This window comes from Blastococcus sp. OS1-29, from assembly GCF_057628075.1.
Genome location: NZ_JBXXJK010000001.1, coordinates 203,292 through 228,449, shown reverse-complemented (window position 1 = coordinate 228,449; position 25,158 = coordinate 203,292). Strand labels below are relative to the sequence as shown.

General features: G+C 71.9%; 20 protein-coding genes and 2 tRNA genes. 14 read left to right on the top strand and 8 right to left on the bottom strand.

Going from position 1 to position 25,158, the window contains the following annotated elements; all coding sequences use genetic code 11:
• Positions 1-121 precede the first annotated feature (121 nt).
• Positions 122-760 (top strand): TetR/AcrR family transcriptional regulator C-terminal domain-containing protein, encoded by a 639-nt coding sequence (locus AC2H4J_RS01085; RefSeq protein ID WP_487462974.1) that lies wholly within the window; start codon positions 122-124, stop codon positions 758-760.
• Positions 761-838: 78 nt separating this feature from the next.
• Positions 839-1,303, top strand: a complete 465-nt coding sequence (locus AC2H4J_RS01080) for a universal stress protein (RefSeq protein ID WP_487462973.1) — start codon at positions 839-841, stop codon at positions 1,301-1,303.
• A gap of 83 nt (positions 1,304-1,386) precedes the next feature.
• Here AC2H4J_RS01080 and AC2H4J_RS01075 read toward each other — a convergent pair.
• From AC2H4J_RS01075 to AC2H4J_RS01065, 3 genes are all read right to left on the bottom strand, one after another.
• Positions 1,387-1,459 (bottom strand) — tRNA-Arg (locus tag AC2H4J_RS01075).
• 20 nt (positions 1,460-1,479) lie between these two features.
• A tRNA-Ser gene (locus AC2H4J_RS01070) sits at positions 1,480-1,568 on the bottom strand.
• A 97-nt stretch (positions 1,569-1,665) separates the two neighbouring features.
• The gene (locus AC2H4J_RS01065; RefSeq protein ID WP_487462972.1) at positions 1,666-2,874 is read right to left on the bottom strand and encodes an MFS transporter; all 1,209 of its coding nucleotides are present in this window, start codon (positions 2,872-2,874) and stop codon (positions 1,666-1,668) included.
• 103 nt (positions 2,875-2,977) lie between these two features.
• On the opposite strand from AC2H4J_RS01065, the gene AC2H4J_RS01060 reads away from it, so the two are divergent.
• The 9 genes from AC2H4J_RS01060 to AC2H4J_RS01020 all read left to right on the top strand — a co-directional run bounded on the left by AC2H4J_RS01060 (position 2,978) and on the right by AC2H4J_RS01020 (position 12,778).
• On the top strand, positions 2,978-3,508 hold the full coding sequence (locus AC2H4J_RS01060; protein ID WP_487462971.1) for a CGNR zinc finger domain-containing protein: 531 nt from the start codon (positions 2,978-2,980) through the stop codon (positions 3,506-3,508).
• 128 nt (positions 3,509-3,636) lie between these two features.
• Positions 3,637-5,073 (top strand): bifunctional phosphatase PAP2/diacylglycerol kinase family protein, encoded by a 1,437-nt coding sequence (locus tag AC2H4J_RS01055; RefSeq protein ID WP_487462970.1) that lies wholly within the window; start codon positions 3,637-3,639, stop codon positions 5,071-5,073.
• 119 nt (positions 5,074-5,192) lie between these two features.
• Entirely contained in the window at positions 5,193-6,236 is a 1,044-nt protein-coding gene (locus AC2H4J_RS01050) for an acyltransferase family protein (protein ID WP_487462969.1), read from the top strand.
• Positions 6,237-6,398: 162 nt separating this feature from the next.
• Entirely contained in the window at positions 6,399-6,938 is a 540-nt protein-coding gene (locus AC2H4J_RS01045; RefSeq protein ID WP_487462968.1) for a DoxX family protein, read from the top strand.
• On the top strand, positions 6,935-8,020 hold the full coding sequence (locus AC2H4J_RS01040; RefSeq protein ID WP_487463688.1) for a PHP domain-containing protein: 1,086 nt from the start codon (positions 6,935-6,937) through the stop codon (positions 8,018-8,020). The genes AC2H4J_RS01045 and AC2H4J_RS01040 overlap by 4 nt, the downstream gene beginning before the upstream one ends.
• A 246-nt stretch (positions 8,021-8,266) precedes the next feature.
• Positions 8,267-9,436 (top strand): glycosyltransferase, encoded by a 1,170-nt coding sequence (locus tag AC2H4J_RS01035; protein WP_487462967.1) that lies wholly within the window; start codon positions 8,267-8,269, stop codon positions 9,434-9,436.
• Positions 9,433-10,353 carry a sulfotransferase gene (locus tag AC2H4J_RS01030; RefSeq protein ID WP_487462966.1) on the top strand — a complete coding sequence of 307 codons (921 nt, stop codon included), beginning with the start codon at positions 9,433-9,435 and terminating at the stop codon, positions 10,351-10,353. The genes AC2H4J_RS01035 and AC2H4J_RS01030 overlap by 4 nt, the downstream gene beginning before the upstream one ends.
• Positions 10,350-11,588 (top strand): glycosyltransferase family 4 protein, encoded by a 1,239-nt coding sequence (locus AC2H4J_RS01025; RefSeq protein WP_487462965.1) that lies wholly within the window; start codon positions 10,350-10,352, stop codon positions 11,586-11,588. The genes AC2H4J_RS01030 and AC2H4J_RS01025 overlap by 4 nt, the downstream gene beginning before the upstream one ends.
• Complete coding sequence (locus AC2H4J_RS01020) at positions 11,585-12,778, top strand: CDP-glycerol glycerophosphotransferase family protein (RefSeq protein ID WP_487462964.1); 1,194 nt, start codon at positions 11,585-11,587, stop codon at positions 12,776-12,778. Before AC2H4J_RS01025 ends, AC2H4J_RS01020 begins: the two co-directional genes overlap by 4 nt.
• A gap of 13 nt (positions 12,779-12,791) precedes the next feature.
• Here the strand turns inward: AC2H4J_RS01020 and AC2H4J_RS01015 are convergent, their stop codons facing one another.
• The 3 genes from AC2H4J_RS01015 to AC2H4J_RS01005 all read right to left on the bottom strand — a co-directional run bounded on the left by AC2H4J_RS01015 (position 12,792) and on the right by AC2H4J_RS01005 (position 18,794).
• On the bottom strand, positions 12,792-14,213 hold the full coding sequence (locus tag AC2H4J_RS01015) for an SDR family NAD(P)-dependent oxidoreductase (protein ID WP_487462963.1): 1,422 nt from the start codon (positions 14,211-14,213) through the stop codon (positions 12,792-12,794).
• Between the two features lie 134 nt (positions 14,214-14,347).
• On the bottom strand, positions 14,348-16,711 hold the full coding sequence (locus tag AC2H4J_RS01010) for an Ig-like domain-containing protein (RefSeq protein ID WP_487462962.1): 2,364 nt from the start codon (positions 16,709-16,711) through the stop codon (positions 14,348-14,350).
• Positions 16,712-16,979: 268 nt separating this feature from the next.
• Positions 16,980-18,794, bottom strand: coding sequence for an ABC transporter ATP-binding protein (locus AC2H4J_RS01005; RefSeq protein ID WP_487462961.1), 1,815 nt, complete (start codon positions 18,792-18,794; stop codon positions 16,980-16,982).
• A gap of 262 nt (positions 18,795-19,056) precedes the next feature.
• Here AC2H4J_RS01005 and AC2H4J_RS01000 point away from each other — a divergent pair, with 262 nt between their 5' ends.
• From AC2H4J_RS01000 to AC2H4J_RS00990, 3 genes are read left to right on the top strand one after another with little or no spacing between them, the layout of a single operon-like run.
• Complete coding sequence (locus tag AC2H4J_RS01000) at positions 19,057-20,376, top strand: nucleoside/nucleotide kinase family protein (RefSeq protein ID WP_487462960.1); 1,320 nt, start codon at positions 19,057-19,059, stop codon at positions 20,374-20,376.
• On the top strand, positions 20,373-21,419 hold the full coding sequence (locus AC2H4J_RS00995; protein WP_487462959.1) for a phosphotransferase: 1,047 nt from the start codon (positions 20,373-20,375) through the stop codon (positions 21,417-21,419). The genes AC2H4J_RS01000 and AC2H4J_RS00995 overlap by 4 nt, the downstream gene beginning before the upstream one ends.
• The gene (locus AC2H4J_RS00990; RefSeq protein ID WP_487462958.1) at positions 21,416-22,084 is read left to right on the top strand and encodes a hypothetical protein; all 669 of its coding nucleotides are present in this window, start codon (positions 21,416-21,418) and stop codon (positions 22,082-22,084) included. Before AC2H4J_RS00995 ends, AC2H4J_RS00990 begins: the two co-directional genes overlap by 4 nt.
• Positions 22,085-22,101: 17 nt before the next feature.
• On the opposite strand, the gene AC2H4J_RS00985 is transcribed toward AC2H4J_RS00990, so the two are convergent.
• Together AC2H4J_RS00985 and AC2H4J_RS00980 are read right to left on the bottom strand one after the other, a co-directional pair.
• Positions 22,102-23,949, bottom strand: coding sequence for a hypothetical protein (locus AC2H4J_RS00985; RefSeq protein ID WP_487462957.1), 1,848 nt, complete (start codon positions 23,947-23,949; stop codon positions 22,102-22,104).
• A gap of 190 nt (positions 23,950-24,139) precedes the next feature.
• Entirely contained in the window at positions 24,140-25,048 is a 909-nt protein-coding gene (locus AC2H4J_RS00980; protein ID WP_487462956.1) for a hypothetical protein, read from the bottom strand.
• Positions 25,049-25,158 lie beyond the last annotated feature (110 nt).

Here is a 25,158-nt window from a genome sequence, read left to right as displayed (position 1 = left end):
TCGGCGGAACGGCTCCCGTTCCGGATGCGTCAACTCGGCGTACGTCGTACGGTTTTCCCGTACACCGTACAGACGGCCGCCGACGACCTCGTGACGACACCCGGAACTGGAGGGCGAGGACATGCCCAACCGAGGGACGACGGAGCGCCGGATCGCCGAGGCAGCCCTGGAGCTGGTGGACGCCGAGGGGGTCGAGGGGCTGAGCATGCGCAAGCTCGCCCAGTCCGTCGGCGTCGCTCCGATGTCGCTCTACACGTACTTCCCCGACCGGGACGCCGTCCTCGAGGCCCTCACCCAGCTGGTGCTCGCCGAGATCGAGCTGCCGGAGGGGAATCAGGGGTGGCAGGAGGAGCTCACCGGGATCATGCGATCGGTCCGGCGGGTGGGGCTGCGGCACCCGAACGTCGCACCGCTGATGAACCGCTATCCGCCGCGCACCCTGGACGCGCTCGCCTTCGTGGAGGCCGGCGTCCGCACCTTGCGCACGGCCGGTTTCGACGACCGGAGCACGGCCCGGTGCTACCGCGCGCTGGCCGCCTACTCGATGGGCACGTTCGACGTCGAGCTCGGTCACTACTTCGGCGGGCACCCGGCCGCGCGTCCCCGCACCGACTCCCTGTCCGAGCCGCAGACCGACCGGCACATGCCGAATCTCGCCCGGGTGGCGCCGGCGCTGGCCGACCAGGACGACGAGGCGGAGTTCGAGTACGGGCTGAACCTGCTGCTGACCGGTTTCGCGGCCACGATGGGCGTCAACTGACCCCACGACACCGTCCGCGGCACGAGTGGCGGGCGCCGTGCCGAGCGGGACCTCGAATCACGAAGGGCTGATGAACTGATGAGCAGCGACGCAACGACCGGCGCGGGGCCCGGACGGATCGTCGTCGGCGTGGACGGCTCCCCGTCGTCGGCACGGGCGCTGCGGTGGGCGGTGCAGCAGGCCCGGCTCACCGGCGCGGAGGTGCACGCGATCGCCGCCTGGACCCCGCCGACGGTCTCCGCGTGGAGCCCGGTCATCGCCGAGGAGGTCGACTGGTCGCAGGACTGCGCGGCCGGGCTCGAGCAGTCGATCACGGAGGCGTTGGCCCCGGACGACGCCCCCGCGGTCCAGCGGCACGTGGTGCGGGAGCATCCGGCGCAGGCCCTGATCGACGCGGCCGCCGGCGCGGACCTGCTGGTCGTGGGTTCCCGCGGCCACGGCGGCTTCACCGGGATGCTGCTCGGCTCGGTCAGCCAGCACGTCATCGCGCACGCCGCGTGCCCCGTCGTGGTCGTGCACGAGGGGGCTGCGGCGTCCTCGTGACGCCGTTCTCGTCCGGTCCGGAGACGAATCTGCCGCGCCTCCCCCGTCGGGGCGGCGCGGCAGATCGGTGTCTCAACCAGACGTGCACCCGAAGGGATTCGAACCCCTAACCTTCTGATCCGTAGTCAGATGCTCTATCCGTTGAGCTACGGGTGCCTGTGTTCAGTTGTCGTGCGCGGAGGCTCCGGGATTTGAACCCGGGATGGGGATTAACCCAAACCGCATTAGCAGTGCGGCGCCATAGACCGGACTAGGCGAAGCCTCCCGGGGTCCGAGTCACCTCGTAACCACCGAGGAGAGAGACTACCAGCGGCGCCGAGCGCCCTCCCAGCCCGGGGGCGACCCAGGCCGGGAGGTGCGGCTCAGACCGCGACCGGCTGGCGGCGGTCCGCCGACGGCACGAACGGACGGCGTCCCGGCACGAGCGTGAGGACGACGGCACCTGCCGCACCCAGCGCCGCGAGCGACAGGCTGCCGCTGACCCCGAGGGGGCCCTCGATCAGCGCGCCACCGACGGCCGCCCCTACAGCGGAGGCGCCCACGGTCGTCGTCGACAGCCAGGTGAAGGCCTCGGTGGTCGCGTGCAGCGGCGCCATCGAGCCGACCAGCGTGCTCTGCACGGTGAGGGTCGGCGCGATCGCCGTCCCGCCGAGGAACAGCAGCACGCCGAGCGCCCACGGGCTGGAGATCCAGGCCAGCGGGGCGAGGCCGATCGTCACGCCGAGCAGGAGCAGGCGGTACTGCCGGGGCAGCGACGTGCTGATCACCCGCGCGCCGAACCACAGGCCGCCTGCGGTGGAGCCGAGCGCCCACAGCGCGAGCAGCACGCCGGACAGGCCCGGCGACCCGATGCCGTCGGCGAAGGCCGGGATCGCCACCTCGAGCGCGCCGAAGCCGAGCATCAGTGCGGAGCCGCTGACGAGCAGCCGCGGCATGCCGGGCGCCCGGACGGTGGAGAACAGCCCGCCCCGGTGGCCGACGACGGGCACGTAGGCGCGCGTCGGCGCCGACATCGCGATGCCGAGCGCGCCGGTCACCGCCAGCGCTCCGGCCAATCCCACGGCCAGCGCCGGGTTCACCAGCACGGCCAGCAGCGCCACGAGCGTCGGGCCGACGACGAAGACGAGCTCGGTGGCCGTCGCGTCGAGGGCGTAGGCGGTGCCGCGCACCCGGACGTCGACCCGCGACCACAGCGCTCGCACGGTGCCCGACACCAGCGGCGTCGCCATGCCGGCGGCGCCGGACGCGGCCACGACGGCCCACGTCGGCGCACCCCCGAGGACGACGGCGACGAGCAGCGCGAGCAGCACGGGGTAGAGAGCGGCCTGGCCGAACAGGACGGGGCGCGGGCCGCGCCGGTCGGCGAGCCGGCCGAGCACGGGTGCCATCACCGCGGAGGCGATCCCCAGAACGGCTGAGGCCAGCCCGGCGACCGCGTAGGAACCGGTCTGCTGCTGCACCATGAGCAGCAGCGCCAGCGGAACCATGGCGGAGGGGAGCCGACCGGCGAAGCCGGCCAGGAGGAGCACCGGGGCGGAGGGAAGCCGCCAGACGGTGAGGTACGCACGCACGACTGAACTCGTTTCACTTGCTGAGGAAGGGAATCTGTAGGGGGTCAACGACAGTTAACCCCCTACATAGTCCCGGACGCATCACCCGACGGTAGGGAGTGTTGTGGATTACGACACCTACGGGTCGACCGCGATAGAGCTGGCCATCGAGCTCGCGAACGCCGACCGCACCGATGGGGAGTGGGCGCGGGCCTTCGTGACCTCCCACGCCGACTGGTTCACGCCCGGCACGTCCTTCGAGCTCTCCCCCGGCGAGACGCACAAGGCGGCCACCACCGCCGAGCTGATCCGCGCTGTCGCCGTCGCCGAGACCCAGGACGACGTCATCCGGGGCCTCAACCAACTGCTCGCCCGGGCGCACCCTCGTCCCTACGCGACCGACCACGACGGCGAGCTGCACCTGCACTACGCACGGCCCGACGCCCCGCTGCTCGAGCAGCTGACGACGACGGTCGCGATGGGGCTGTCGCAGGTGGTGATCGAGCACGGCTGGCAGCGGCTGGGCGTCTGCTCGGCCGAGGGCTGCGACAACGTCTACATCGACACCTCGCGCAACGCCAGCCGCCGGTACTGCTCCAACACGTGTGCCAGCCGCTCGACCGTCGCCGCGTACCGCGCCCGCCAGAAGACCTGACCCGCACCGCCCCTGATGATCAGGGTCCCTGATCGAATCGGGTCCTCCCCCGCGGTCGACGGTGGGGTAGGACCCCTAATGATCAGGGACGCTGATCAACATCGGGCTCGGGCGACTAGCGTCCGGATGTGTCCTCACCCCGGCTCTGGGATGCCCGCCTGCACGGGTTCATCAGCCGCCTCCCCCAGTCACCCGCCGACCGCTGGCTGCGCCGCCTCTCCACCGCCGCCAATCACGGCCGCATCTGGCTGGTCCTCGGCGTCCTGCTGAGCCTGCGCAAGGGGCCGACGCGGCGGGGCGCGATCCGCGGGCTGGGCTCGCTGGCGCTGTCCAGCGGGATCGTCAACGTCGTCCTCAAGCGGCTCGCCGGCCGGGTGCGCCCCGACCTGGAGAACCTGCAGTCACACCGCCGGCTGCGCCGCGAACCGGGCAGCCTGTCGTTCCCGAGCGGCCACTCCAGCTCGGCGGCGGCGTTCGTCACCGGCGTGGCCATGGAGAGCCCGCTGGCGGGCGCCGCGCTCGCGCCGGTGGCGCTGGGCGTCGGGTACTCGCGGGTGCACGTCGGCGTCCACTACCCGGGGGACGTCGTCGCCGGGCTCGCCGTCGGCGGCGCGGTCGCGGCGGCCACCCAGCACTGGTGGCGCGTGCGCCCCAAGGACCCGGCCCGGGTGCGGACGGCGCACGAGGCGCCCGCGCTGCCCGAGGGCGAGGGCCTGGTCGTGGCCGTCAACCCGCGGTCGGGCCCCGACGACTACGACCCCGCGGCCGACATCGCCCGCCTCCTCCCGCGCGCCGAGGTGCTGGAGATGAGCGAGGGGGTCGGCGTCGAGGAACTGCTCGGCGAGGCCGCCCGGTCCGGCCGGGCGAAGGCGCTCGGGGTGGCCGGTGGAGACGGCAGCGTCGCGGCCGCGGCGGCGGTCGCCCTCGAGCACGGGCTGCCGCTGGCCGTGATCGCGGCCGGCACGCTGAACCACTTCGCCCGGGACGTGGGCCTGGAGACCCCGCAGGACACGGCGGACGCCGTCGTCGCGGGGCAGGCCGTGCGCGTCGACGTCGCCGAGGTCAACGGGACGCCGTTCCTCAACACCTCCAGCATCGGCGCGTACCCGGAGATGGTGCGCCGCCGCGACCACCTCTCCGCCCGGATGGGCAAGTGGCTGGCGCTGACCGTCGCCGCGGCCCAGGTGCTGCGCCGCCAGTCGCCGGTGGACCTGGTCGTGAACGGGCGGCCCCTGACGGTGTGGATCATCTTCATCGGCAACTGCCGCTACACCCCGCGCGGCCTGTCCCCCGCCTGGCGCCCGAGTCTCGAGGACGGCCGGCTCGACGTGCAGTACCTGCGGGCCGATCTCCGGTTCGGGCGCACCCGCGCGGTGCTGGCCACGCTGCTCGGGGTCAGCGAGCACACCCGCAGCTACGGCCACTTCGAGGCCGAGCAGGTCACCGTCGTCTCCCGCTCCGGCCTCCGGCAGATCGCCTACGACGGCGAGATGGGCGAGAAGGCGACCGAGTTCCGGTTCGGCAAGCGCGCTCAGCTCACCGTCTACTGCTGCCGCACCGACTGACACCGGACGGGTGCAGGCATCATCCTTCTGGGCTGCAGACCCCCCGCAGCTCCTTGTCGTGGCGGTTTCCGGCCCGCACAGTGCCTGCGACCGACCGCGACAGCAGAGGGGGCAGTCGAGTGGCCACGGCGACGCTGCGCGACTTCCCCACTCGGGTCAACAGCCTCAACGCCATCCGGCTGCTGCTGGCGACGCTGGTCATCGTGTCCCACGCTTGGCCGATCGGCGGCTTCGGGAACGAGCCGCAGGTGGGGCGGGCGGCGCTCGGCCAGCTCGCGGTCGCCGGGTTCTTCGCCATCTCGGGCTGGCTCATCACGCAGAGCCGCCTGCGCACCGGGCTCACCGGCTATCTGCGCCGGAGGTTCCTGCGGATCTATCCCGGCTTCCTGGTCTCGCTGCTGGCGGTGGCGTTCGTCGTCGCACCCGTCGGCGCGGCGCTCGGCGCGGGTGACTGGCGGCTGGGCGCAGCCGTCCGGCACGTCGTGGTCAATGCCGGGCTGCTGATGCGGGAGTACGACGTCGGGGCCACGCCGTCGCACGTGCCGTACCCGGGCGCGTGGAACGGCTCGCTCTGGACGCTGTTCTTCGAGGCCCTCTGCTACCTGGTCGTCGGCGTCGCGGTCACCGTCGTCGGTCGCCGCGGCCTCGCCCCGTTCGTCGTGACGTGCTGGTTCGTCACCACCGGTCTGGCGACGTCGACCGGCGTCGGCGGCTCCGCGGGCCTCTTCGTCGGCCTGGCGCCCTACTTCTTCGCCGGTGCCACGCTGTACGTGCTCCGCGAGCGGATCCCGCTCGACGGGAGGGTCGCCGCCGGTGCGACAGGCTGGCTGGTCGCCGTCCTCGCGCTGGGCGGTCCCCTAGTGCTCGCCGCGCTCCCGCTGGCCTACCTGATGCTCTGGCTCGGCGCGGTCGTGCCGCTCGCCCGCGTCGGCCGGGTCAACGACATCTCCTACGGCGTCTACATCTACGCGTTCCCGGTACAGCAGCTGCTGGTCCTCGCGGGAGCGACGGCGTGGGGCGTCGTCCCCTACATCGCGCTGAGCATCGCCGCGACCGTGCCGCTCGCCGCGGCCAGCTGGTTCGCGGTGGAGCGGCCGGCCCAGCTGATCGGACGGCGGCGGGGCAGCCCCCGGCGACCGGTGCCCGCCCCGGCGACGGCGTAACGCGGCCGCGGACGCCGGGCAGCGCTGACGCCGGGCAGCGCGGCCGTCGGCCGGGCGGATGTCCGTGCAGGTCGCTACGGTCGGCTGCAGGGATTACCGGAACGATCTTCCGGGCAGGGCACGTCCCGACGTCCACCGCGGTACAGAGGGAAAGAGGACACCATGTTGGTCCGCCGGATCGCCCGGCCACTCCTGGCAGCCCCGTTCGTCTACGGCGGCATCAGCACGTTGCGCAAACCGCAGGATCGCGTCCCCGGCGCCCGTCCCGTGGTCGAGAAGATCGCCGCGACGGCCGACAAGCAGCTGCCGGTCGAGGTGCCCAGGGACGTCGAGCAGTGGGTCAAGGCCGACGCCGCCGTCAAGGTGGTCGCGGGTGCGCTGTTCGGGCTCGGCCGGCTGCCCCGGCTCACCGCGCTCGCGCTGTCGGCCTCGATCGTGCCCACGACGCTGGCGGGGCACCGGTTCTGGGAGCACACCGATCCCACCGAGCGGTTCGGGCAGCTGTCGAACTTCCTGAAGAACGCCGGCCTGCTCGGCGGGCTGCTGCTCGCCGCGGTCGACACGGAGGGCAAGCCGTCGGTCGGCTACCGGGCTCGCCGGGCCGCGAGCAAGGCCGCGGCCAACACCGAGAAGAGCTTCGAGAAGGCCCAGAAGCGTGCCGCCAAGGCCCAGAAGAAGGCCGCGAAGAAGGTCAAGAGCTGACGTCACCGCTCCCGCCCGCGGCCGCGCTCCGGAGGATCGCCTTCCTCCTGGAGCGCGCCCGCGAGCCCACGTACCGGGTGCAGGCGTTCCGCACGGCCGCGGCGGTGGTCGACGGCCTGACCGCCGAACAGCTGGACCTGAAGATCGCCACCAACACCCTCAAGGACCTCAAGGGCGTCGGGCCGAAGACGGCCGCCGTCGTCGTCGAGGCGCACAAGGGCCAGGTCCCGGAGTACCTGGCCACGCTCGAGCAGGCGCACGCCGAGCTCGTGCCGATGGCCGACGACGTCGCCGAGTTCCGGGCCGCCCTGCGCGGTGACCTGCACCTGCACTCGGACTGGTCCGACGGCGGCAGCCCGATCCGCGAGATGGCCGAGGCGGCCATGGCGATCGGGCACGAGTACATGGCGCTCACCGACCACTCCCCCCGGCTGACCGTGGCCAACGGTCTGTCGCCGGAGCGGCTGGAGAAGCAGCTCGACGTCGTCGCGGCGCTGAACGAGGAGCTCGCGCCGTTCCGGATCCTCACCGGCATCGAGTGCGACATCAACGTCGACGGCAGCCTCGACCAGACCGACGAGTTGCTCGGCCGGCTCGACGTCGTCGTCGCGAGCGTGCACTCCGACCTGCGCGCCGACTCGAAGGCCATGACCGCCCGCATGCTCACCGCGGTCGCCAATCCGCACACCGACGTCCTCGGGCACTGCACGGGCCGGCTGGTGATCGGCCGCCGCCAGCGAGACGGCACGCAGAGGCCGCGGCCGGAGAGCCAGTTCGACGCCGAGGCCGTGTTCGGCGCGTGCGTCGAGTTCGGGACGGCGGTGGAGATCAACTCCCGGCCGGAGCGGCTGGACCCGCCGAAGCGGCTGCTCTCGCTGGCCGTCGACCTCGGCTGCGAGTTCGCCATCGACACCGACGCGCACGCGCCCGGCCAGCTGGACTGGCAGAGCAACGGATGCGAGCGCGCGATCGAGACCGGGGTGCCGGTCGAGCGGGTCATCAACACCCGCACCGCCGACGAGTTGCTGGCCTGGACCGACGGACGGGTCACGCCGCCGACCAGGCCTCCAGCCGAGGGTTGACTCCGCCACTGACGGTGACCGACACGCGTGCGCGTCGCGCTGCGCCGTACGCCGCGAGCGGCGATCTGAGCGGGTGCCCGGACTGGCGTCGCGAGTACCGCCACGAGACCGTCCGCATGGTTACGGTGATCGCCTGTCCGGAGGAACCAGCGTGCACGATCGGCCGGCGCGCATCACGGGGGGTGACATGGATCGACTCACTCGCAGCGGGTGCCCGTGTGCCGCCCCGAAGTCCCGGGCTGCGCTGTGACCGCAACCGTGGAGCGGGAGAGCCTCCGCATCCTGCACGTCAGCGAGACCTACGGCGGTGGCGTCGAGACGCTGGTACGCCAGTTCGCCGGGGAGCAGGTGGCCCGCGGCCATGCGGTCCGCCTCCTGGTGCCGCCCGGCATGGCGGAGGTAGCGGGGGCGGAGCGGACGACGTGGGCACCGCGGCGGAGTCGGCCCACGTCGGCCGGCCCGGCCCTCCTGGCGCTGCGACGAGCCGTACTGGAGCACGCGCCCGATGTCGTCCACCTGCACTCGTTCGGGGCCGGTGTCCTCGGCCGGTTGCCCGGACGGGTGCTGTTCGGGATGGACCTGCCGATCGTGTACCAGCCACACGCCTGGTCCTTCGATGTCTTCGGCCTCCGCTCCGCGGCCGGCGCGATGCGCGCCTGGGAGCGGTGGTCGTCGCGGAGGACCGACGTCCTGGTGGCCAACTGCTCCGACGAGGTCCGGGAGGGGCGCGCCGCCGGCGTCGAGACCCCCGCCCGGGTGCTGGGCGTGGCCGTCGACCTGGACGCGTTCCGCCCCGTGCCGGACGATGCGCGCACCGAGGCCCGGCGGCGTCTCGGGCTGACCGGCAAGAACGTCGTCGTCTGCATGGGACGGCTGGCCCGGCAGAAGGGTCAGGACCTGCTGCTCCGCGTCTGGGAGCGCCGGCCCCCGACCGACACCGTGCTCGTGCTCCTCGGCCCCGGCGATCCGGCACCGCTGCGACAGCTCGCGCCGTCCCAGTGGGGGAACACCGTGCTGGCGGTCGGCCGGCAGGACGACGTCCGCCCGTGGCTGTGGGCCAGCGACCTGCTGGTGCTGCCCTCCCGCTACGAGACGGTCGGACTGGTCGTGGCCGAGGCGATGGCCTGCGGCGTGCCCGTCGTCGCCACGGCCGTCAACGGGGTCCGGGAGGCCGTCGTGGAGGGCCCCCTCGGTGCGGCCGGAGCGGTCGTGCCGGTCGGTGACATGGAGGCGCTGCTCGACGAGGCGGCCACGCGGCTCGCCGACCCGGCACTGCGTCGGACGGAGGCCGTCTCCGGACGCATGCGTGCGGAGCACGAGTTCCGCACCGACCGCGTCGCGACCCGCCTGGAGGATGCCTACCGCGGGGCCATCCGCGCGCACGGACGAGCCCGCGAGAGGGAGACCATCGCATGAGCGACCGCACGGTACCCACGTTCCTGATCGCCGGAGCCGCCCGGTCGGGAACGACCGGCCTGGTCGAGGGCCTGCGGTCCCACCCCGATGTCTTCGTCACTGCGCCGAAGGAACCGCACTACTTCGCCCTGCACGGCCGGACGCCGGACTTCCAGGGCCCGGGGGACGCCCAGACCATCAACCGCGTGTCGGTGACCGACCGGCAGGCCTACCTCGACCTCTACCCGACCGCGTCCGACCATCGGGTCCTGGGCGACGCGTCGGTCTCCACGCTGTACTACCACGAGCGGGCGTTGCCGGAGGCCCTCGCCGTCAACCCCGACCTGCGCATGGTCGTGCTGCTGCGGGAACCGGTCGCCCGCGCCTACTCGAGCCACCAGTACCTGCGTGCCCGCGGGTTCGAGCCGCTCGAGGACTTCCTCACCGCCGTCGCCGACGAGCCACGCCGGCGGGCCGAGAACTGGCACCACCTGTGGCACTACACCGGGATGAGCCTGTACAGCGACGCGATCGCCGCCATGCAGGCCGCCCTGGCACCCGGACACCTCGGGGTCTGGTTCTACGACGACCTCGAACGCGACTTCGTCGGCACCGTGTCCGCGGTGCTGAGGTTCCTCGGCGTTCCGCCGGTCCCGGGAGAGGGTGAGCAGATCCCCCGGGTCAACGCATCGGGGAAGCCCCGCTTCGAGCGGCTGCAGCATGCGGTGTGGTGGGCGACCCGGCACGAGGTCCTGCGCAGCGGCGTCAAGCACGTCACCACGTTCCGGTTCCGGGAGCGCGTCCGGCGGATGACCCTGCGGCGGGACGGTCCGCCGCAGGAGGCGTTCACCGAGCTCCAGCCCCTGTTCGCCGACGACCTGGCGCGCCTGCGCAAGCTCCTGCCGGAGCCGCACCCGGCGTGGCTCGCCGCGGCATGACGACCGGACCGATGCGCGTCCTCCAGCTGCACAACCACCACGCCGGCCTGGGCGGAGCGATGGAGGTGCTGGCCCACGAGGCCGAGCTGCTCCGGGCCGCCGGGCACGACGTCGACCAGTTCACGCTCGCCCCGACCGAGCAGCTCGGGCTCTCGGCCGCACGCGCCGGTGCGAAGGCCGTCTGGAACGTCGAGGCCGCGCGCGGGGTGCGAGCCAGGATTCGATCCTTCCGGCCGGACGTCGTGCACGTGCACACACCGTTCCCGCTGATGTCACCGGCGGTCTTCCGTGCCGCCGCGGCGGAGGGCGTACCGGCGGTGACGACGCTGCACAGCCATCGGTACTCCTGTGTGGCGGGAACGTGCTGGCGGGACGGGCACATCTGCGAGGACTGCGTCGGCAAACGCCTGAAGCTGCCCGGAGTGCGGCACCGCTGCTACCACGACAGCGTCGGCGGCAGCGCGGCACTGACGCTCGGCTTGGTGGCGCACCATGCCGTCGGCACCTTCCACCGGCACGTCGCCCGCTACCTGGCCCTCGCCGATTTCTCCCGACGCCTGCTCATCCGCGACGGGTTCCCCGCGGACCGCGTCGTCGTCAAGCCCAACTCCGTGCCGGACCTGGGCTTCCGCGCCGAGCCCCGCAGCGACGAGCGCCGGCTCGTCTTCGCCGGACGACTGGTCGACGTCAAGGGCGTCGCCACGCTGCTGGAGGCGTGGCGGCAGGTACCGCGCGGCATGAGACTGGTGATCGCCGGGGACGGACCGATGCGACCCCTGGTCGAGCAGCACGCCGGCAGCGACCCGTCCATCGAGTACGTCGGCTGGGTCGCCGAGGCGGAGGTGTTCGAGCTCATGGCCGGGGCGGAGGCCGTGCTCGTGCCGTCCGAGTGGTACGAGGGCGGACTGCCCCTGGTCGCGCTGCGCAGCCTGTCGGTCGGTACGCCCGTGGTGGTTCCCGACCTGGAGAACATCTGCGCCGACGTCGTCGCCGACGACGTCGGCTGGGTCTTCCCGGTAGGGAACCCCGCAGCCCTCGCGGAAACGCTGGCCACTCTCGTCGCGGATCCCCGGCTCACCTCGGAGCGGCGGCCCCGCGCACGGGCCTCCTACGAGCGCCGCTTCTCCCCCTCGGTGAACCTGGCCCGGCTGGAGGACGTGTACCGCTGCGTCACGGGGGGCGGTTCCGAGCGGGTACCGGAAGCGGTCAGCACAGAAGGGGAGGAGGAGTCGTGACGGTCAGCGCGGCCACCCGGCTCTGGACCTCGATCGTCCAGCCGCTGCACCGGCTCCTGAGCCTCGCCCCCGCATCACCGCGCAAGGTCTGCGTCAGCGGGCATCCCGACTTCGAGGAGAACAGCCTGATGGCCGCGATCCTGCTCGCGGAGACCGGCTCGCTCGAGGTGACGCTCCTGGCCGAGAGCCCGCCGGACGCCCGGCGGTATCTCGGGGTGCTGAACCGCAGCGGGGCGCCGATCGAGATCGTCGACAAGCAGTCGCTGCGCGGTGTGCTGCGGGCCAGCAGGGCCGGGATGCTCCTGTTCACCCACGGGCTCTACGGATCGCCCGACCTCACCGACCGCAAGCTGGTCGTCAACATGTGGCACGGCTTCGGCCCCAAGGCGACCCGCGCATCGACGTCCCTGCGCAGACCGGTGGTCGCCTCCCTCATGACCTGCAACTCACCGGTCTGGGCCGCCGCCGCGACACAGGAACTCGGCTCGCCGGACACGAAGCTGGTCCGGACGGGGAATCCACGGCAGGTGGCGTGCGACACGGTGCCGGACCCGTCGGCGTTCGAGCGCCTGGGGCTGCGGCCCCGTTCGTACGTTCTCTGGATGCCGACCTTCCGGGCGTCGACGTCGGCGGCCGGGCGGAGCTGGCAGGACGCGCCCACGCTGTCGGGCCGAGACCCCGAGGGCGGGTCCTCCGACGCCGCGGAGACGCTGGCGAGGACCGCCCGGGACGCGGGCGTGGAGGTCATCGTCAAGCCTCATCCGTCCGACGCCGACCGCTTCGAGCGCAGCGGCCTGCGGGTGCTCGGGACCGACGAGATCTTCGCGGCCGGGATGAGCCTCTACCAGTTCATCGGCTCCTCCGCGGCGATGATCAGCGACTACTCCAGCGTGTGGGTGGAGTACCTCGACCTCGACCGTCCGCTGCTCCTGTACTGCCCCGACATCGAGGAGTACCTGGAGGGCCGCGGGCTCAACCCGCCGTACATGACCGACGTGGCGGCGGACCTGATCACCGCGGACCCGGCGGTTCTGAGGTCCTTCCTGGAACGGGTCGGCGCGGGCCAGGACTGGCGACCGGAGGCGCGAGCCGTTGCGCGAACGGCACTGGGGCTCGACGGGCTGAAGGTGGACCGGACCGTCCTCACGGATGCGCTGCTGCAGGAACTGGCCGCTCGCCGGGGCCGCTGACGTTCCTCGGCTGCTAGCTGTCGAGTGCGCCGCTGAGGTCCATCGCCGTGCCCTGCCGGACGTCGACGACGTGCCCGGTCAGCGACGACGAGAGCACCCCGATGGAGGCCAGCGCCACCGTGCGCGGGTCGAGCAGGCTGTCGGGGGCCTCGACACCGAACGCGCGGGTCCGCATGGGCGTCGCGGTGCGTTCGGGGTTGATGCAGTTGACCCGCACCCGGTCCGGCGCCCACTCGTCGGCCAGCGCCTGGGTCAGGTTCACGGTGGCCGCCTTGGCCGAGGAGTAGAGGCTGTATCCGCTGCGCCCGCGCGTGTGCGAGCTGGAGGTGAACAGCAGCAGCGAGCCTCGCGACTCGCGGAGCGCCGGGTAGAAGACCTGCGCGATGCTGATCGGGGCGAGGTAGTTGACCTCGGTGGCCAGGTACACCGTCTCCTCACTGGTGGTGGCGAGCGGCCCGGTGGGCAGCATGCCGGCCGCGTTGACCACGTAGTCGACCGCGCCGAGCTCCTGCATGGCCTGTTTGAACGCCCGCTCGATGTCCTCCTTGCGCTCGACGTGGGTGCCCGTGGTGGACCGGCTGAACGACATCACCGCGGCTCCGTGCGCCGCGGCGAGCTCGGCGATCTCGGCGCCGATGCCGTACGCGCCCCCGAAGACCACCATGCACCGGTCGGTCAGTGCCGCCCGCAGCTCCTCCGCGGACCGCGGCTGGGGGGACGCGGTCGTGTGCAGCTGGAACAGCCGGTCGGCCAGGAAGACGTCGATGGGCTGCGTGACCTTGAGGTTGCACTCGTCGCCCGGGACGGCGGCGATCGGCACGCCCGGGCAGTAGCGCAGCACCAGCGTGCAGTCGTCCGTGGCGCTGGAGTACGTGCTGTCCGCGGCCGCCCGGCGGTACGCCTCCCGGATCACGGAGAGGCGGAACCCCTGGGGGGTCTGCCCCCGCCGCAGCACCGCACGCGGTGGCACGTCCTTGATGACCCGCCCGTCGGGACCGTCCACCTCGACGATCGTGTCCGCCGACGGGATGACGGTGTCGACGGCCTCGTACGTCTCCAGGGCACGGACGCAGTCGGTGATGATCTGCTGACTGAGCAGGGGCCGGACGGCGTCGTGCAGCAGGACGTTGCACTCCTCCGCTCCGAGCGCGTCCAGCGCCCGGCTGGTGGTCGAGTTGCGCGTCTCCCCGCCCTCGAGGAGCTGGGTCACCTTCGGATAGGCGCCCGACCGGAGCACCGCCCGGATGGGGTCCAGGTGACCGGGGGTCATCATGATGATGATCTCGTCGATCAGGTCCGACGCCTGGAAAGCGGCGATCGTGTGCTCGATGATCGGTTTGCCGGCCACCCGGATGAGCTGCTTCGGGACGTTGAGACCGACGCGCTCGCCCGTGCCACCCGCCAGTACTACGGCGACCGTACGGAGACCACTCACGGACGCACTTCCTGGGGCATCGGAACTCCTGTGGAAGGTGGGATGAGCCCGGAGATTCTCACGGTCCGACAGCGCTGGGAAGACTCGCCGCCCCGGGCCGGTCCGCTCACCCTCGGAGGTCCCTCCCCGGCCGGTCAGACGGCCGTCCGGAAGGTCCACGTGAGCGGCTGAGCGGTCGTGCCCACCAGCGCGTTGCCCGCCGCGTCCCGGATCGCCGTCGCCCCGCCGGTCAGGGTCGCCGTGTACACGGTGTTGCGAGCCAGGTTGGCGGTCGGGTTGAGCACCCACCGGTTGGTGCCGGCCACGTTGGTGACGGTGGCCGTGATGACCTGCCCGGCCGGGTTCGTCAGCTGGAAGGTCGCCGTGCCGACGCCGGTGACGGCCTCGCTGAAGGTGGCGGAGACGTTCACCCCCACCGCGACACCGGTGGCGTTGTTCGCAGGTGCCCGCGCGGTCACCGTCGGCGCCGTCGTGTCAGGGCCGGGAGCGGTGCCCGCGGTGGTGAACGACCAAGTCAACGGTCGTGCACTGGTGCCGACCAGCGCATTGTTCGCCAGGTCCCGGATCGCCGTGGTTCCGCCGATCAGCGTGGCCGTGTAGCGCGTCCCGGCGACCAGGTTGGCGGTCGGGTTGAGCACCCACCGGTTGGTGCCCGCCACGTTGGTGACGGTGGCCGTGATGACCTGCCCGGCCGGGTTCGTCAGCTGGAAGGTGCTCGTGTCGACACCCTGTACCGCCTCGCTGAAGGTCGCGCTGGTGTTTGCCCCCACCGCCACCCCGGTGGCGTTGACCGCCGGGGTCCGGCCGCTCACCGTCGGCGCTGTGACGTCACCACCGGAGGCCGACGCCGTCGTGAAGCTCCAGCTGTAGTTCTGCAACGGCTGGTTCGCGCTGTCACGGATGGCTGCCGCGCCCCCCGTCAGCGTCGCGGTGTACGTCGTGTTGGCGGCAAGGCCCCCCGTCCGGGTCAGGGTCCCGGTCCGGGAGGGCGGGTCGTACGAGACCGATGTTCCGGTCACGGATGCGCCGCTGCTGTCCTTGAGCGTGAAGGTCGAGTTGCTCACCCCCTGGACGTCCTCGCTGAACGTCGCCGTCACCGGGGACCCGACCGCGACGTTGGTCGCACCATTGGTCGGGACCGTCGAGATCACCGTCGGCGCGGGATCGGCGGGCTGCTGATCGAACATCCCGCCGGGCGAGAGAGCCATCTCACCGTGGAAGTACTGCTGCACGGTCTGTCCGCTGGCGATGACCACCAGGCCGGTTGCGCCCGTCACCGGGTCCTTGGACCCCGAGGCATTGTTGACCGCCGGTGCGACGTCGATGAACGCGGTGCCCTGACCCGGCTGGCTCTCGAAGGCCTTGATGTTCGACAGCGGCGCCTTCTTGTACCAGATGTTGCCGCCGTTGGTGGACCCCGTGGCGAACCAGTACAGCTGCTGATTGGTCGCATCGATCATGATGAGCGCCCGGGTCATGTCGTACTGCACCGTGCCGGTCACCGCGAAGTCCCACGTGCCGTCCGCATACCGGACCAGCACGCCGTTCAGCGGATCCGTGGGGGTCGAATTCGGCGAGTTGTTGGCCGACGTCTTGATGGCGGCGAAGATCCGCCCCTGCGAATCGCCGACGAGCTGCTTGAGGTTGATGTGGTCGTCGGCCACGTAGCCGTCCGGAACGCCGGGGAGCGTGAGCTTGTCCTCGACGCGCCACACGGTGTCCGGGTCGGCGTCCTTGTGGATGGCGAAGTGGAACCCGCCGGACTGCTGGTCGGAGTACAGCACCCCGATGCTCGTGTCGATGCCCGCGCCGAAGGCGATGAGCGCGGAGATGTCGTCGGAGCCGATCAGCGTGTCCACGCCGGGCGGCTGGAACGGCGTCCCCCAGGTGGCGCGGCTGGTGTCGGAGTGCGCGACGTACAGTCGGGAGCCCCGGGTGTAGGTGACCCAGAGCCGGCCGAGGGAGTCCTGGTCGATCGTCGCCGACTCCGATCCCCCGCCGCTGGCGATGGGCTGCGTCGTCCCCGCCCAGGTGCGGCTCGCTGCGTTGTAGGTGAAGGTGCCCACCTGCAGGTTGGCGCCGGTGAGCACCCGGCTGGCGACGTAGAGCTTGCTGTCGCGGCTGCTCCACAGGGCGTCGCCGGTGCTGTTGGGCCGGCTGTCGACCACGACACCGGTGTTGCGCCACGTGTGGTCCGGCATGAGCTCGTGGATGTAGGTCGTGCTCGTGCCGGCGCCCACCATCAGGGCCCACCAGGAGCCGTCGAGGAACCACAACTTGCTCTGCGGCTTGTCCGCGGTCGGGGACGCGGTCGAGGTGTAGGTGTGGTCGACGTAGTCGATCGGCACCCCGACGGCGGCCTTGGCCGGAGGCGAGGCAGCCACCGTCCCGGCTACGAGCGCCAGTGCCGTTCCCACGACGGCGAGCAGCCGTATCGAGCGGGAGGGACGGCGCAGGGCGAGGTCATGACCTATCCGCGGGTTCTCGTTCGTCCGCATCGCTGTCTCCCGTCGAACGGCCGAGACCGCCGCGGGCCCCGAGTTGCTGCGGAACGGTAGGTGACCCGAACGGGTGACACCAGAGTTTCCTGCGGGATTCCTCGCGGTTTCCTGAGACCTTCTCGTCCCCCACTCACGGCGGGTGACAGGAACGAAACCGACTGTCCACGTGACCGCCCCGACGGGGAAGTACGCCGCCGTCCTGCCTGGTCGCGATCGAACCGGGCGGCCGGCGTCGGTCGACCGGCGGGATCGGGCTCGCTGGCGTCTACTGCACCGCGTCCTGCGTCACGGCCTGCCGCTGGGTGATCTCGGTGACCTCACGATAGAAGTCGTTGCTCTCCAGCAGGGCCGCCGGCTGGTCCATCGCCTGCAGCCGCCCCTCGACCACGACGATGACGCGATCGCAGATCGACAGGGTCGACAGCCGGTGCGCCACCAGGAACAGCAGCACGTCGTCCTTGATCTCCTCCAGCGACTCCTGCACCGCGAGCTCCGACCGGACGTCGAGAGCACTGGTCGGCTCGTCCAGGATGAGCACGTCGGGCGAGCCGGCCAGCGCCCTGGCCAGGCAGAGCCGTTGCCGCTGGCCCCCGGAGATGGCCGACGCCCGCTGCCCGATCACGGTCTGGTACCCCTGCGGCCACGACATGATCTCGTCGTGGATGTGGGCCAGCCGGGCCGCCCGCTCCACCTGCTCCTCGTTCAGCTCAGGACGGTAGAAGCGGATGTTCTCGGCGACGGTGCCCCAGATGAGCTGCGGGGACTGCGGTACGTAGGACACCCGCTGCTGCCAGTCGCTGCGCCGGAACGCCCGGGCGTCGTCGCCGTTCACCTCGAGCGTTCCGCTCGTGGGCTGCCTGAGCCGGAGCAGGATCTGCACCAGCGTCGACTTGCCGGCTCCCGAGGGCCCGACGATGCCGATCGCCTCGCCGCCGCGCGCCTCGAACGAGATGCCGCGGAGCACCTCCTCCTCCGGCACGTACGCGTAGTGCACGTCCCGCATCCCCAGGGTCGCGATCCGGGACAGCGGCTGGTCGCCGTCCTGCCGGGGATGGGATCCGTAGTTCTCCAGCGCCTTGCGGAGGCTGTTCATGAACGGCACCAGCTCGTCGATCCGCCGCAGGGAGTGCTGGATCTGCTGGCCGTAGGCCAGCGACCGGACGAGGATGAGGACGACGGCGCCCAGTGCGGCGACGGTGTGGGCGCCGGATAGGTAGACGGCGGCCAGGGCGAGGATCAGCAGCAGGTACGCCAGGCTCTGGTACATGCCGGGCACCGCCCGGGTGAGGAAACGGGTCACCATCATCGGCCGGTAGACCTCGCCGTTGAGCTCGTTCACGGTCTGCCGGTATTCGGGCGATGCGCCGAAGACCTGGATCTCCTCGGCCATGAGGACGACCTCGTCCACTCCCTTCGCGTGCTCGATGCTCTCCCGCCCGAGCGTGCGGGCCTGGCGTCGCAGCCGGCGCACGAGCGGGCCGAGGACCAGGAACAGCGCAGCCGACGCGGCGAGCACGATCAGGGCGGTCACCACGCTCAGCGCCACCGCCGACGCGAGCAGCGTGAAGAACATCAGGCCGGCCGTGAGGCCCTGGGCGAGCGCGGCGATGGTCTGGGAGGCGTGCATGACGTGCTCGGTGATGAGCGCCTGAAAGTGCCCGTCCCGCTCGGAGGCCTGCACCGCCCAGGACGTGCCGATGAACTTCTCGAAGAGCGTCCGGCGCAGGTCCACCATCACCTCGGCACTGGCCTTCGCGGGAAGGTAGGCGATCCAGAGCTGGACGAGTCCGCGCACGAGAGCCAGGACGATGCCCACGGTGAACAGCACGGGCATCGCCGCGTTGATCGTGATGCTGGCGATCGTCGTGTGGACGTGGGACGACCCCTGGGAGAGCGCATGCGCGATCGCGGCGACCAGGGCCAGGAGGGCCGCCTCGATCATGCCGGCGACGACGGAGACCCCGGTAAGAAGGCCCAGCCGACTCCGGCCGCCGCCCATGAATGGCTGGTACTGCTTCCAGGCCGCCGCGTAACGGCGCACCTTCTTGAGGGGCGATGCACGCTGCAGCTGACGGAACAAGGACACTCCTCGGGCGGGAGACGACATTCCCGGTCGGTCCAGGCGCTACACCCGATTCCGGTGACTCCAGGGCGCCGAACTCTACCCAGCGTTACCGGGCTGAGGGCCTCGTCCGATCGCGGTCCGAAAATTGCCCTGCGACGCACACCAATCCTTTCCCGCTCCGCTGCCAGGACTCCTTGACAGGGCGTCGTCGGCTGTGAGGCACTGGCCGCCCGCCGGCCCCGGGGTACTCCGGCGGAGGCGGACGGGGGGCATTTACATGAGCTCGAGCGGCGTGATCGTCGACGTGGCGGCCGCGATCGATGCGGCGGCGCAGGGACCGGTGCTGGTCATCGGCTCCTGGCCGGCCGCCCCGTCCTCCCTGCGCCTGCTCGTGCGGGCGACCGAGGCGCCCGTCATCGCCGAGCGGCTGGGGGCCGACGGGTTCCTCCGCTGGCACAGCCGGTGGGCCCGGTTCGGTCCGGGCCTCGTCCAGGGGGCGGAGCTGCTGACCGCCGAGGCCTGGGGCCTCGCGCCAGGGGGTGGGCAGGGCGCCGAGGAGCTGTTCATCGGCAGTCGCCCCCTCCCCGGCTGCACCCACCTGGCTCTGCCGGCGCCGCACGTCGTCCTGCTCCTCGCCGCCCATGAACTCGTGCTGGCGCGCGGGCACCTGCCCGCCGACGAGCGGGAGCGGGCGGCAGCGGCGGCGGGATCCGGTGAGGGGGTCTGGGACGACGCCGCGGCCCTCGCCGCGCGTCTGAGGCAGTCCGCCGCGCTCGAACTGCTCCGCCACGCCCTGGCGCGGCCGGGGCCGTGGACGGACGGACGACGACCCCGGGAACTGATCCGGGCCCTCGCGACCGGCCCGTCCACCGGCCGGGGCGCCCTCGCCCGTCGGCTGGTCCTCCGGCGCCGGCGGCCACTGCTGGTCTCGCTCTCCGGCCCCGACGGCAGCGGCAAGTCCACCCAGGTCACGGAGCTGGCCGGCACGCTCCGCTCCCTGGGGATACTTACCGGAACGGCCTGGGTGCCCACCACGAAGCGCCCGATGCTGCCCACCTCGATCAGGGCGTGGGCCGCGGGCTGGCGCCGTCCCCCGGCCGACGACGCGGCCGGCCGCGCCGGCCGGCCGAGCGGCGGTGGGAACCGCCCGGTCGGGCACCGTTCGGCCCCCGCTCACGTGCGAATGGTCGAGCACCTCTGGATCACGTCGGCCGCCGTCTCCAACGCGGCCAAGATCTGGGCCGCGGTCTGGCGCGGCCGCGGGAACGACGTCCTGGTGCTCGACCGGTTCGTCCTCGACGCGGACGTGAAGCTGACCTACTGGTACGGCCACCGCCGGGGTGCCGACATCACCATGGAGCGCCGCCTGTTCCGCGCGGTCTGCCCGAAGGTCGACGCGTCGGTCCTGCTCGCGGTCGACCCCGAGACGAACGTCGCCCGACGTCCCGACGAGTGGCACCTCGCGGCGTTCCGTTCGTTCCACAAGATCTATGCCGACACGGCCCGCGACCTCGGAGCCGCGACCGTCGATGCGGAGCGCCCCGTCGCGGACGTCGCGCGGGACGTCGCCGAGACGGTCTGGACGCGCCTGCCGTGAAGCGGCAGGTCGGGGTCGACGAGATCGATCGGGCCCGGGAAGCACTCGTCCGGGCGCTCGGGACGACGGCCCCGGATCACCTGGAGCCGGCCGCCGAGCCGATCACGAGGGGACGCTCGACGCTCTACGTCTTCGGCGAGGCCGGTGGGCAGCCGCGGTACGTGGTCAAGACGGCCCGGCTCGGCGACACCGCCATCGACGCCACGCCGGCACTGACCAGCGCCGAGCAGTTCCGGGCGATGGAGCTCGCCCATGGCTGGTTCGAGGAGGAGGACCGGCACGCCGCCGTCCGGCCCCTGTTCTACGACGAAGAACTCGATGCCGTCGTCATGGACTACGTGCACGGGCGACCCTTCCGCCCGACGGTGCAGCGCGGCGTCCTGCAGCCGGCTCCCGCGCTCCAGGCCGCCGGCGCGGCCGGCGAGGCCCTCCGACGACTCCACGAGCACGCGCGGGTGGACGAAGCCGTGGTCGACCTCGCCGACCTCGCCGATGAGATCCGCGAGACCGAGGCGTCGGTGCTGCACCCCGTCGGGCTCCGGTTGCCCCAGGACGTCGTCCGCACCTTGGCCGGCGTCCCGAGCAGGAAGATTCCCCGGGTCCGGGTGGTGCAGCACGGCGATTTCGCGCCGGTCAACCTGATCCTCACCGCCGCCGACGAGGTGACCATCATCGACCCGTCGCTGGTGGACGTCGGGCTGCCCGAGGACGATCTGGGCCGCTTCCTGGCGATCCTGTCCGCGTACTCGGTCTTCGTGCCCGGGTCGGTCGTGCGACCCGTGCGCCGGATCCGGCGGGAGCTCGAGCGGGCGTTCCGGTCGGGCTACGGCGCGCCGGAGACGGACACGGCGGTCATGGAGCTGCGCCTGCTCAAGCAGCAGGCGCTGCGCTGGCGGCGGCGTCGCAGCTTCTCGCGGCTGACGCGGTGGCCACAGCTGATGCACGCCCGCGAGCGGGCCATCGACCGGCACATGCGGCTGCTGATGACCGAGAGCGCCCACCGCCTGTCCGGATTCCTCGACTCGGGTGAGTGCGCCCCGTGAGGCTGCGCTCCCGGGTCCCTCTGCCGGTCAAGCACGCGGTCCGCCGCCTGCTCCGGCGACCGCCGACGAACGCCCGTCGCTACCTGCGCCGGGGCATCTCCGTGGACGAGTTCCTCTGCCGGCTGACGGCGGCCGGGGTGCGGTACGCCGTCCTCCGGTGGTTCGAGACACTTCCGGCGGTCGAGCCGGACAACGACATCGACGTGCTCGTCGCCGACGAGGATCTGCCGGTCGTCGAATCCCTGCTCACGCCGTACCGGCCCTTCCGGCTCACCCAGAAGGTGGATCTCTACTCGGTGACCGGCCAGGGGTACACCCACTTCGGCGGGGTGCCCTACTTCCCGGAGGAGCTCGCCACCCGGCTGCTCGACCGGGCGGTGGCACTGCACGGCCGCTACAAGGTGCCCTCGCCGCGCGACCATCTCGATTCCCTGGCCTTCCACGCCGTCCACCACAAGGGCGAGGCGTCGGGGCTGCCGACGGCCGGAGCGGCACCGGCCGGCAGGATCGGGGCGACCGTCGACCGGCTGGCGCGCGAGTTGTCCGTGGACCTGGAGCTGTCACTCGACGGCCTGGACCGCTACCTGGGCGAGGCGGGCCTGACTCCTGCTGCCCCGATCCGCGCCTCGTTCGCCGCGCAGCGCCGGCGGTTGTACGGCTCGTGAGGCGCGGGACGGGTGCCTCAGCGTCCGTAGGCCCCCCGCAGGACGGACCGCACCCGCTTGGGCAGCGCGCGCCGGCCGATGCGTCGGGCCGGCGGTAGCAGGCGGCGGGCCACGTCCTGCCCGACCCACCGGGCGTAGCGCGGCGCCAGGTGCATCGCCTGCTTGACCCGCTGCAGCGCCGGCGGGTCGTACAGGAAGCTGCGCAGGTCCAGCGCTGTGCTGGGGAACCACTGCATCGGCCAGGGGTCGTAGACGAAGGGGCCGGTACGGACGTCGTCGCCGTCGCCGGCCGCGCCGGCCAGCCCGCGGCATCGTTCGGGCGGGGTGGCGGGATCGCAGCGCTGCCACGTGTCGAAACCGACCACCCGGATGCCCGAACGGGTCAGGATCACGTTGTCGCGCGGCCTCAGACCGACCGGGTCGAACCCCATCGCGACGCAGGTCTTGACGAAGGCCGAGAGCTGCCGGATCGCCGAGAACGGCAGCGGCCGGGGCCACTTCGGGTCGGGCACGTCACCCTCGACGTACTCGAGAACGACGCAGTCCGGCCCGAGCTCCAGCAGCTCCGGGATCTCGGGGCAGGCCGGCCCCAGCTCCCGCAGCACGGCGATCGTCTGCTCCATCGCCTCGGTCGCGTCCGGCCCGAAGGTCTTGCGCACCGCGGTGCGACCCTTCCGGTCGACCAACTCGGCGCTGCCGATCGAGCCGTAGGGGGTCAGGTGCTGCACGGCCGCGGCGTCCTCCGCCGCAGCCGAACTCCGGCGCAGCTCGGCGACCTTGGCCCGGAGCTTCGACTCCTCGTCCGGCAGGAGCAGCCGGATCGCCGTCCACGCCTGGTGGCTGTTGTCCGTCGAATGGAGCGGGTTGTACGCCTCCTCCTTGGGCAGGGTCGCCTTGAGCAGCCTTCTCGTCATCTCCTTGGCGGTGATGAAGTTCAGGTTGTCGGACAAGGGATGGCTGACCCGCACCTTCCCGACCACCGGCTGCGGGTGGGGGTCGAAGGCGACGATGACGCAGGCCGGCGGACCGCCGCTGACCTTGAGGTTGACCGCGCCCCAGTCCCCGCCGCGGAAGGTCCGGGCAGCCCGCTCGCGGCTCTCCTCGTCGAGGTCCTTGACCAGGACCAGCTCCAACCCGTGCTCCGCCAGGGTCGTCAGGATCCGTTGCTTCCATCCGTTCCGGAACGCCAGGTCCCGCAGGAACATGACGGCCAGCCCGGGCTCGCGCGACTCTTCGTCCGACTCCAGTTCCGGAAACGCCTCGAGGAGCCAGGGCGCCCACTTCACCGCCCTGTCGAGCAGGTCGAGCGGCGGACGCCAGCCGTGCGCGTTCAACATCTGGTCGAGGGATTGCGGAGTGAGCGGATCGGGCAGCGGGATGCCGGCGGCGGCGGAGAGCCGCGCGAGGTGCACCTGGTAGTCGGTGCAGGTGTCGCAGCGCCCGGCGGTGTCGCTCCAGCTGCAGCAGACGGCCTCCATGTAGGCCGCGCGGTAAGCGCACCCGAGGAACGCGTCCTGGGGCGTCAGCACCCTGAACCCGTCCTCGCCGGGCACCGCGCGAGCCAGCAGCTGCTCGCTGACGTACGGCGGGAAAACGGCAATCCGGTGGGCGGAGATCCGTGGCACGAGAGGCGAGTAGTAGGCCGTGTTCTGGCGGGGGGAGACCGTGTAGATGCGCACCGGCGCGCCGAGCGGCCACTCGGTCAGGAGATCGTGCAGCTTGTCCATGTCCGCATCCCCCCGGACCAGCAGCTCCATCTCCTGGCCTCGGCGGACGCCGAAGTCGAGCACCACGTGGTCGACGTCCCGCTGGTTCAGTCGCGCAGCGAAGTCGGCGAGCGAGAGGTCTGGGGGGAGGTGGAACATCCCGCCCTGGTTCCACAAGCGCGGCAAGGCTGCCCCGACCCGCCGCGGCACGTGATTGCGCAGGGGATAGAGAAGCCTGGCCGAGGTCTGCTGCATTGGTCTGCCCCCAAGATGCCGCTGTGATGTGCCGGATGGTCACTGCCGTGCGCATTGCGAAGTGCTGTCGACTGCCGAACTCCAGGACCGCCGACTAGGGCTCAGCGGCGAACCGCGCTCGCACCCAGGGATTCCGTCGGCCGAGCTCCACCCGCATCGCCGGGGACGGCCGCCAGCCGCGGCCGGCGAGGTACTCGTCGAGTTCCTCCATGCGGATGGGGACATCGATGTCCACGGCCGCGGCGAGACGTCCGAGGTCGCCGGTGTAGTCGTGGCGCGGCTCGGTCTCGGGCGTCAGACCCGGGGTGGAGGTGGGCAGGCCCGACCGCAGCCCCTTCTGGTAAACGGCGTGATACGCGAGGCTGAGGAAGTAGTCCTCCGGGCTCGGAACCTTGATGAGGTCCCGGAACACGATTGCCCGGGCGAGCACCTCGGCCGCCTTGTCGGGCGGGAGGTACGGGATACCGCGGTAGGAACTGCCGCGAAGGCCGCTGACCGAGAACAGGTCGCACGCCGTCCCGCGCATCTCGCCCGTGAACAGGTCGGAGATCGAATCCACGTCCCGGTCGTCGATGAGCAGGTCGACATCGCCCCCTGGCCGGATGTCCGACAGTTCGTCGAACCAGCGCAGCACGACATAACGGATCCCGCGCTCGCTGAGGGTCGAGAAGAATTGGTCGAGCCCGATTTCCGGCGGTATGTATCGACGGGCGCGGCGGCGGCGCTTGCCCGGCACAGCCGGCGGTTGGCGGAAACGCCGAAGCTTGTTCACGAGAGCCACCGGCAATGACCGTCGGCGAACCCTGCCCAGCGCAGCTCGGCTGCGATGCGGGCCAATCACCATGTCTGCATGCCCCTCCGGGAATCGGCGGAGGCGCAGATTACCGTCGGGGCGCGGCGAATAGGGCATTCCGAGCGCCGGCTCGGAATGCGCTCGGCCACGCCGGAGCGGGCGCCTGCGCCGGAACACGGCACCGTCGGTGTGGTGGCTACGGAAGGTCACGACGGGAGTCCGTTCGCGATGGGTGCTCGCGCCCGGCCAGGTACGCCGTCCGGGAAACCGGGGCGCTCGAACAGCGCCACGTCGCAGTCCCTCGGCCGTAACATGTCCCG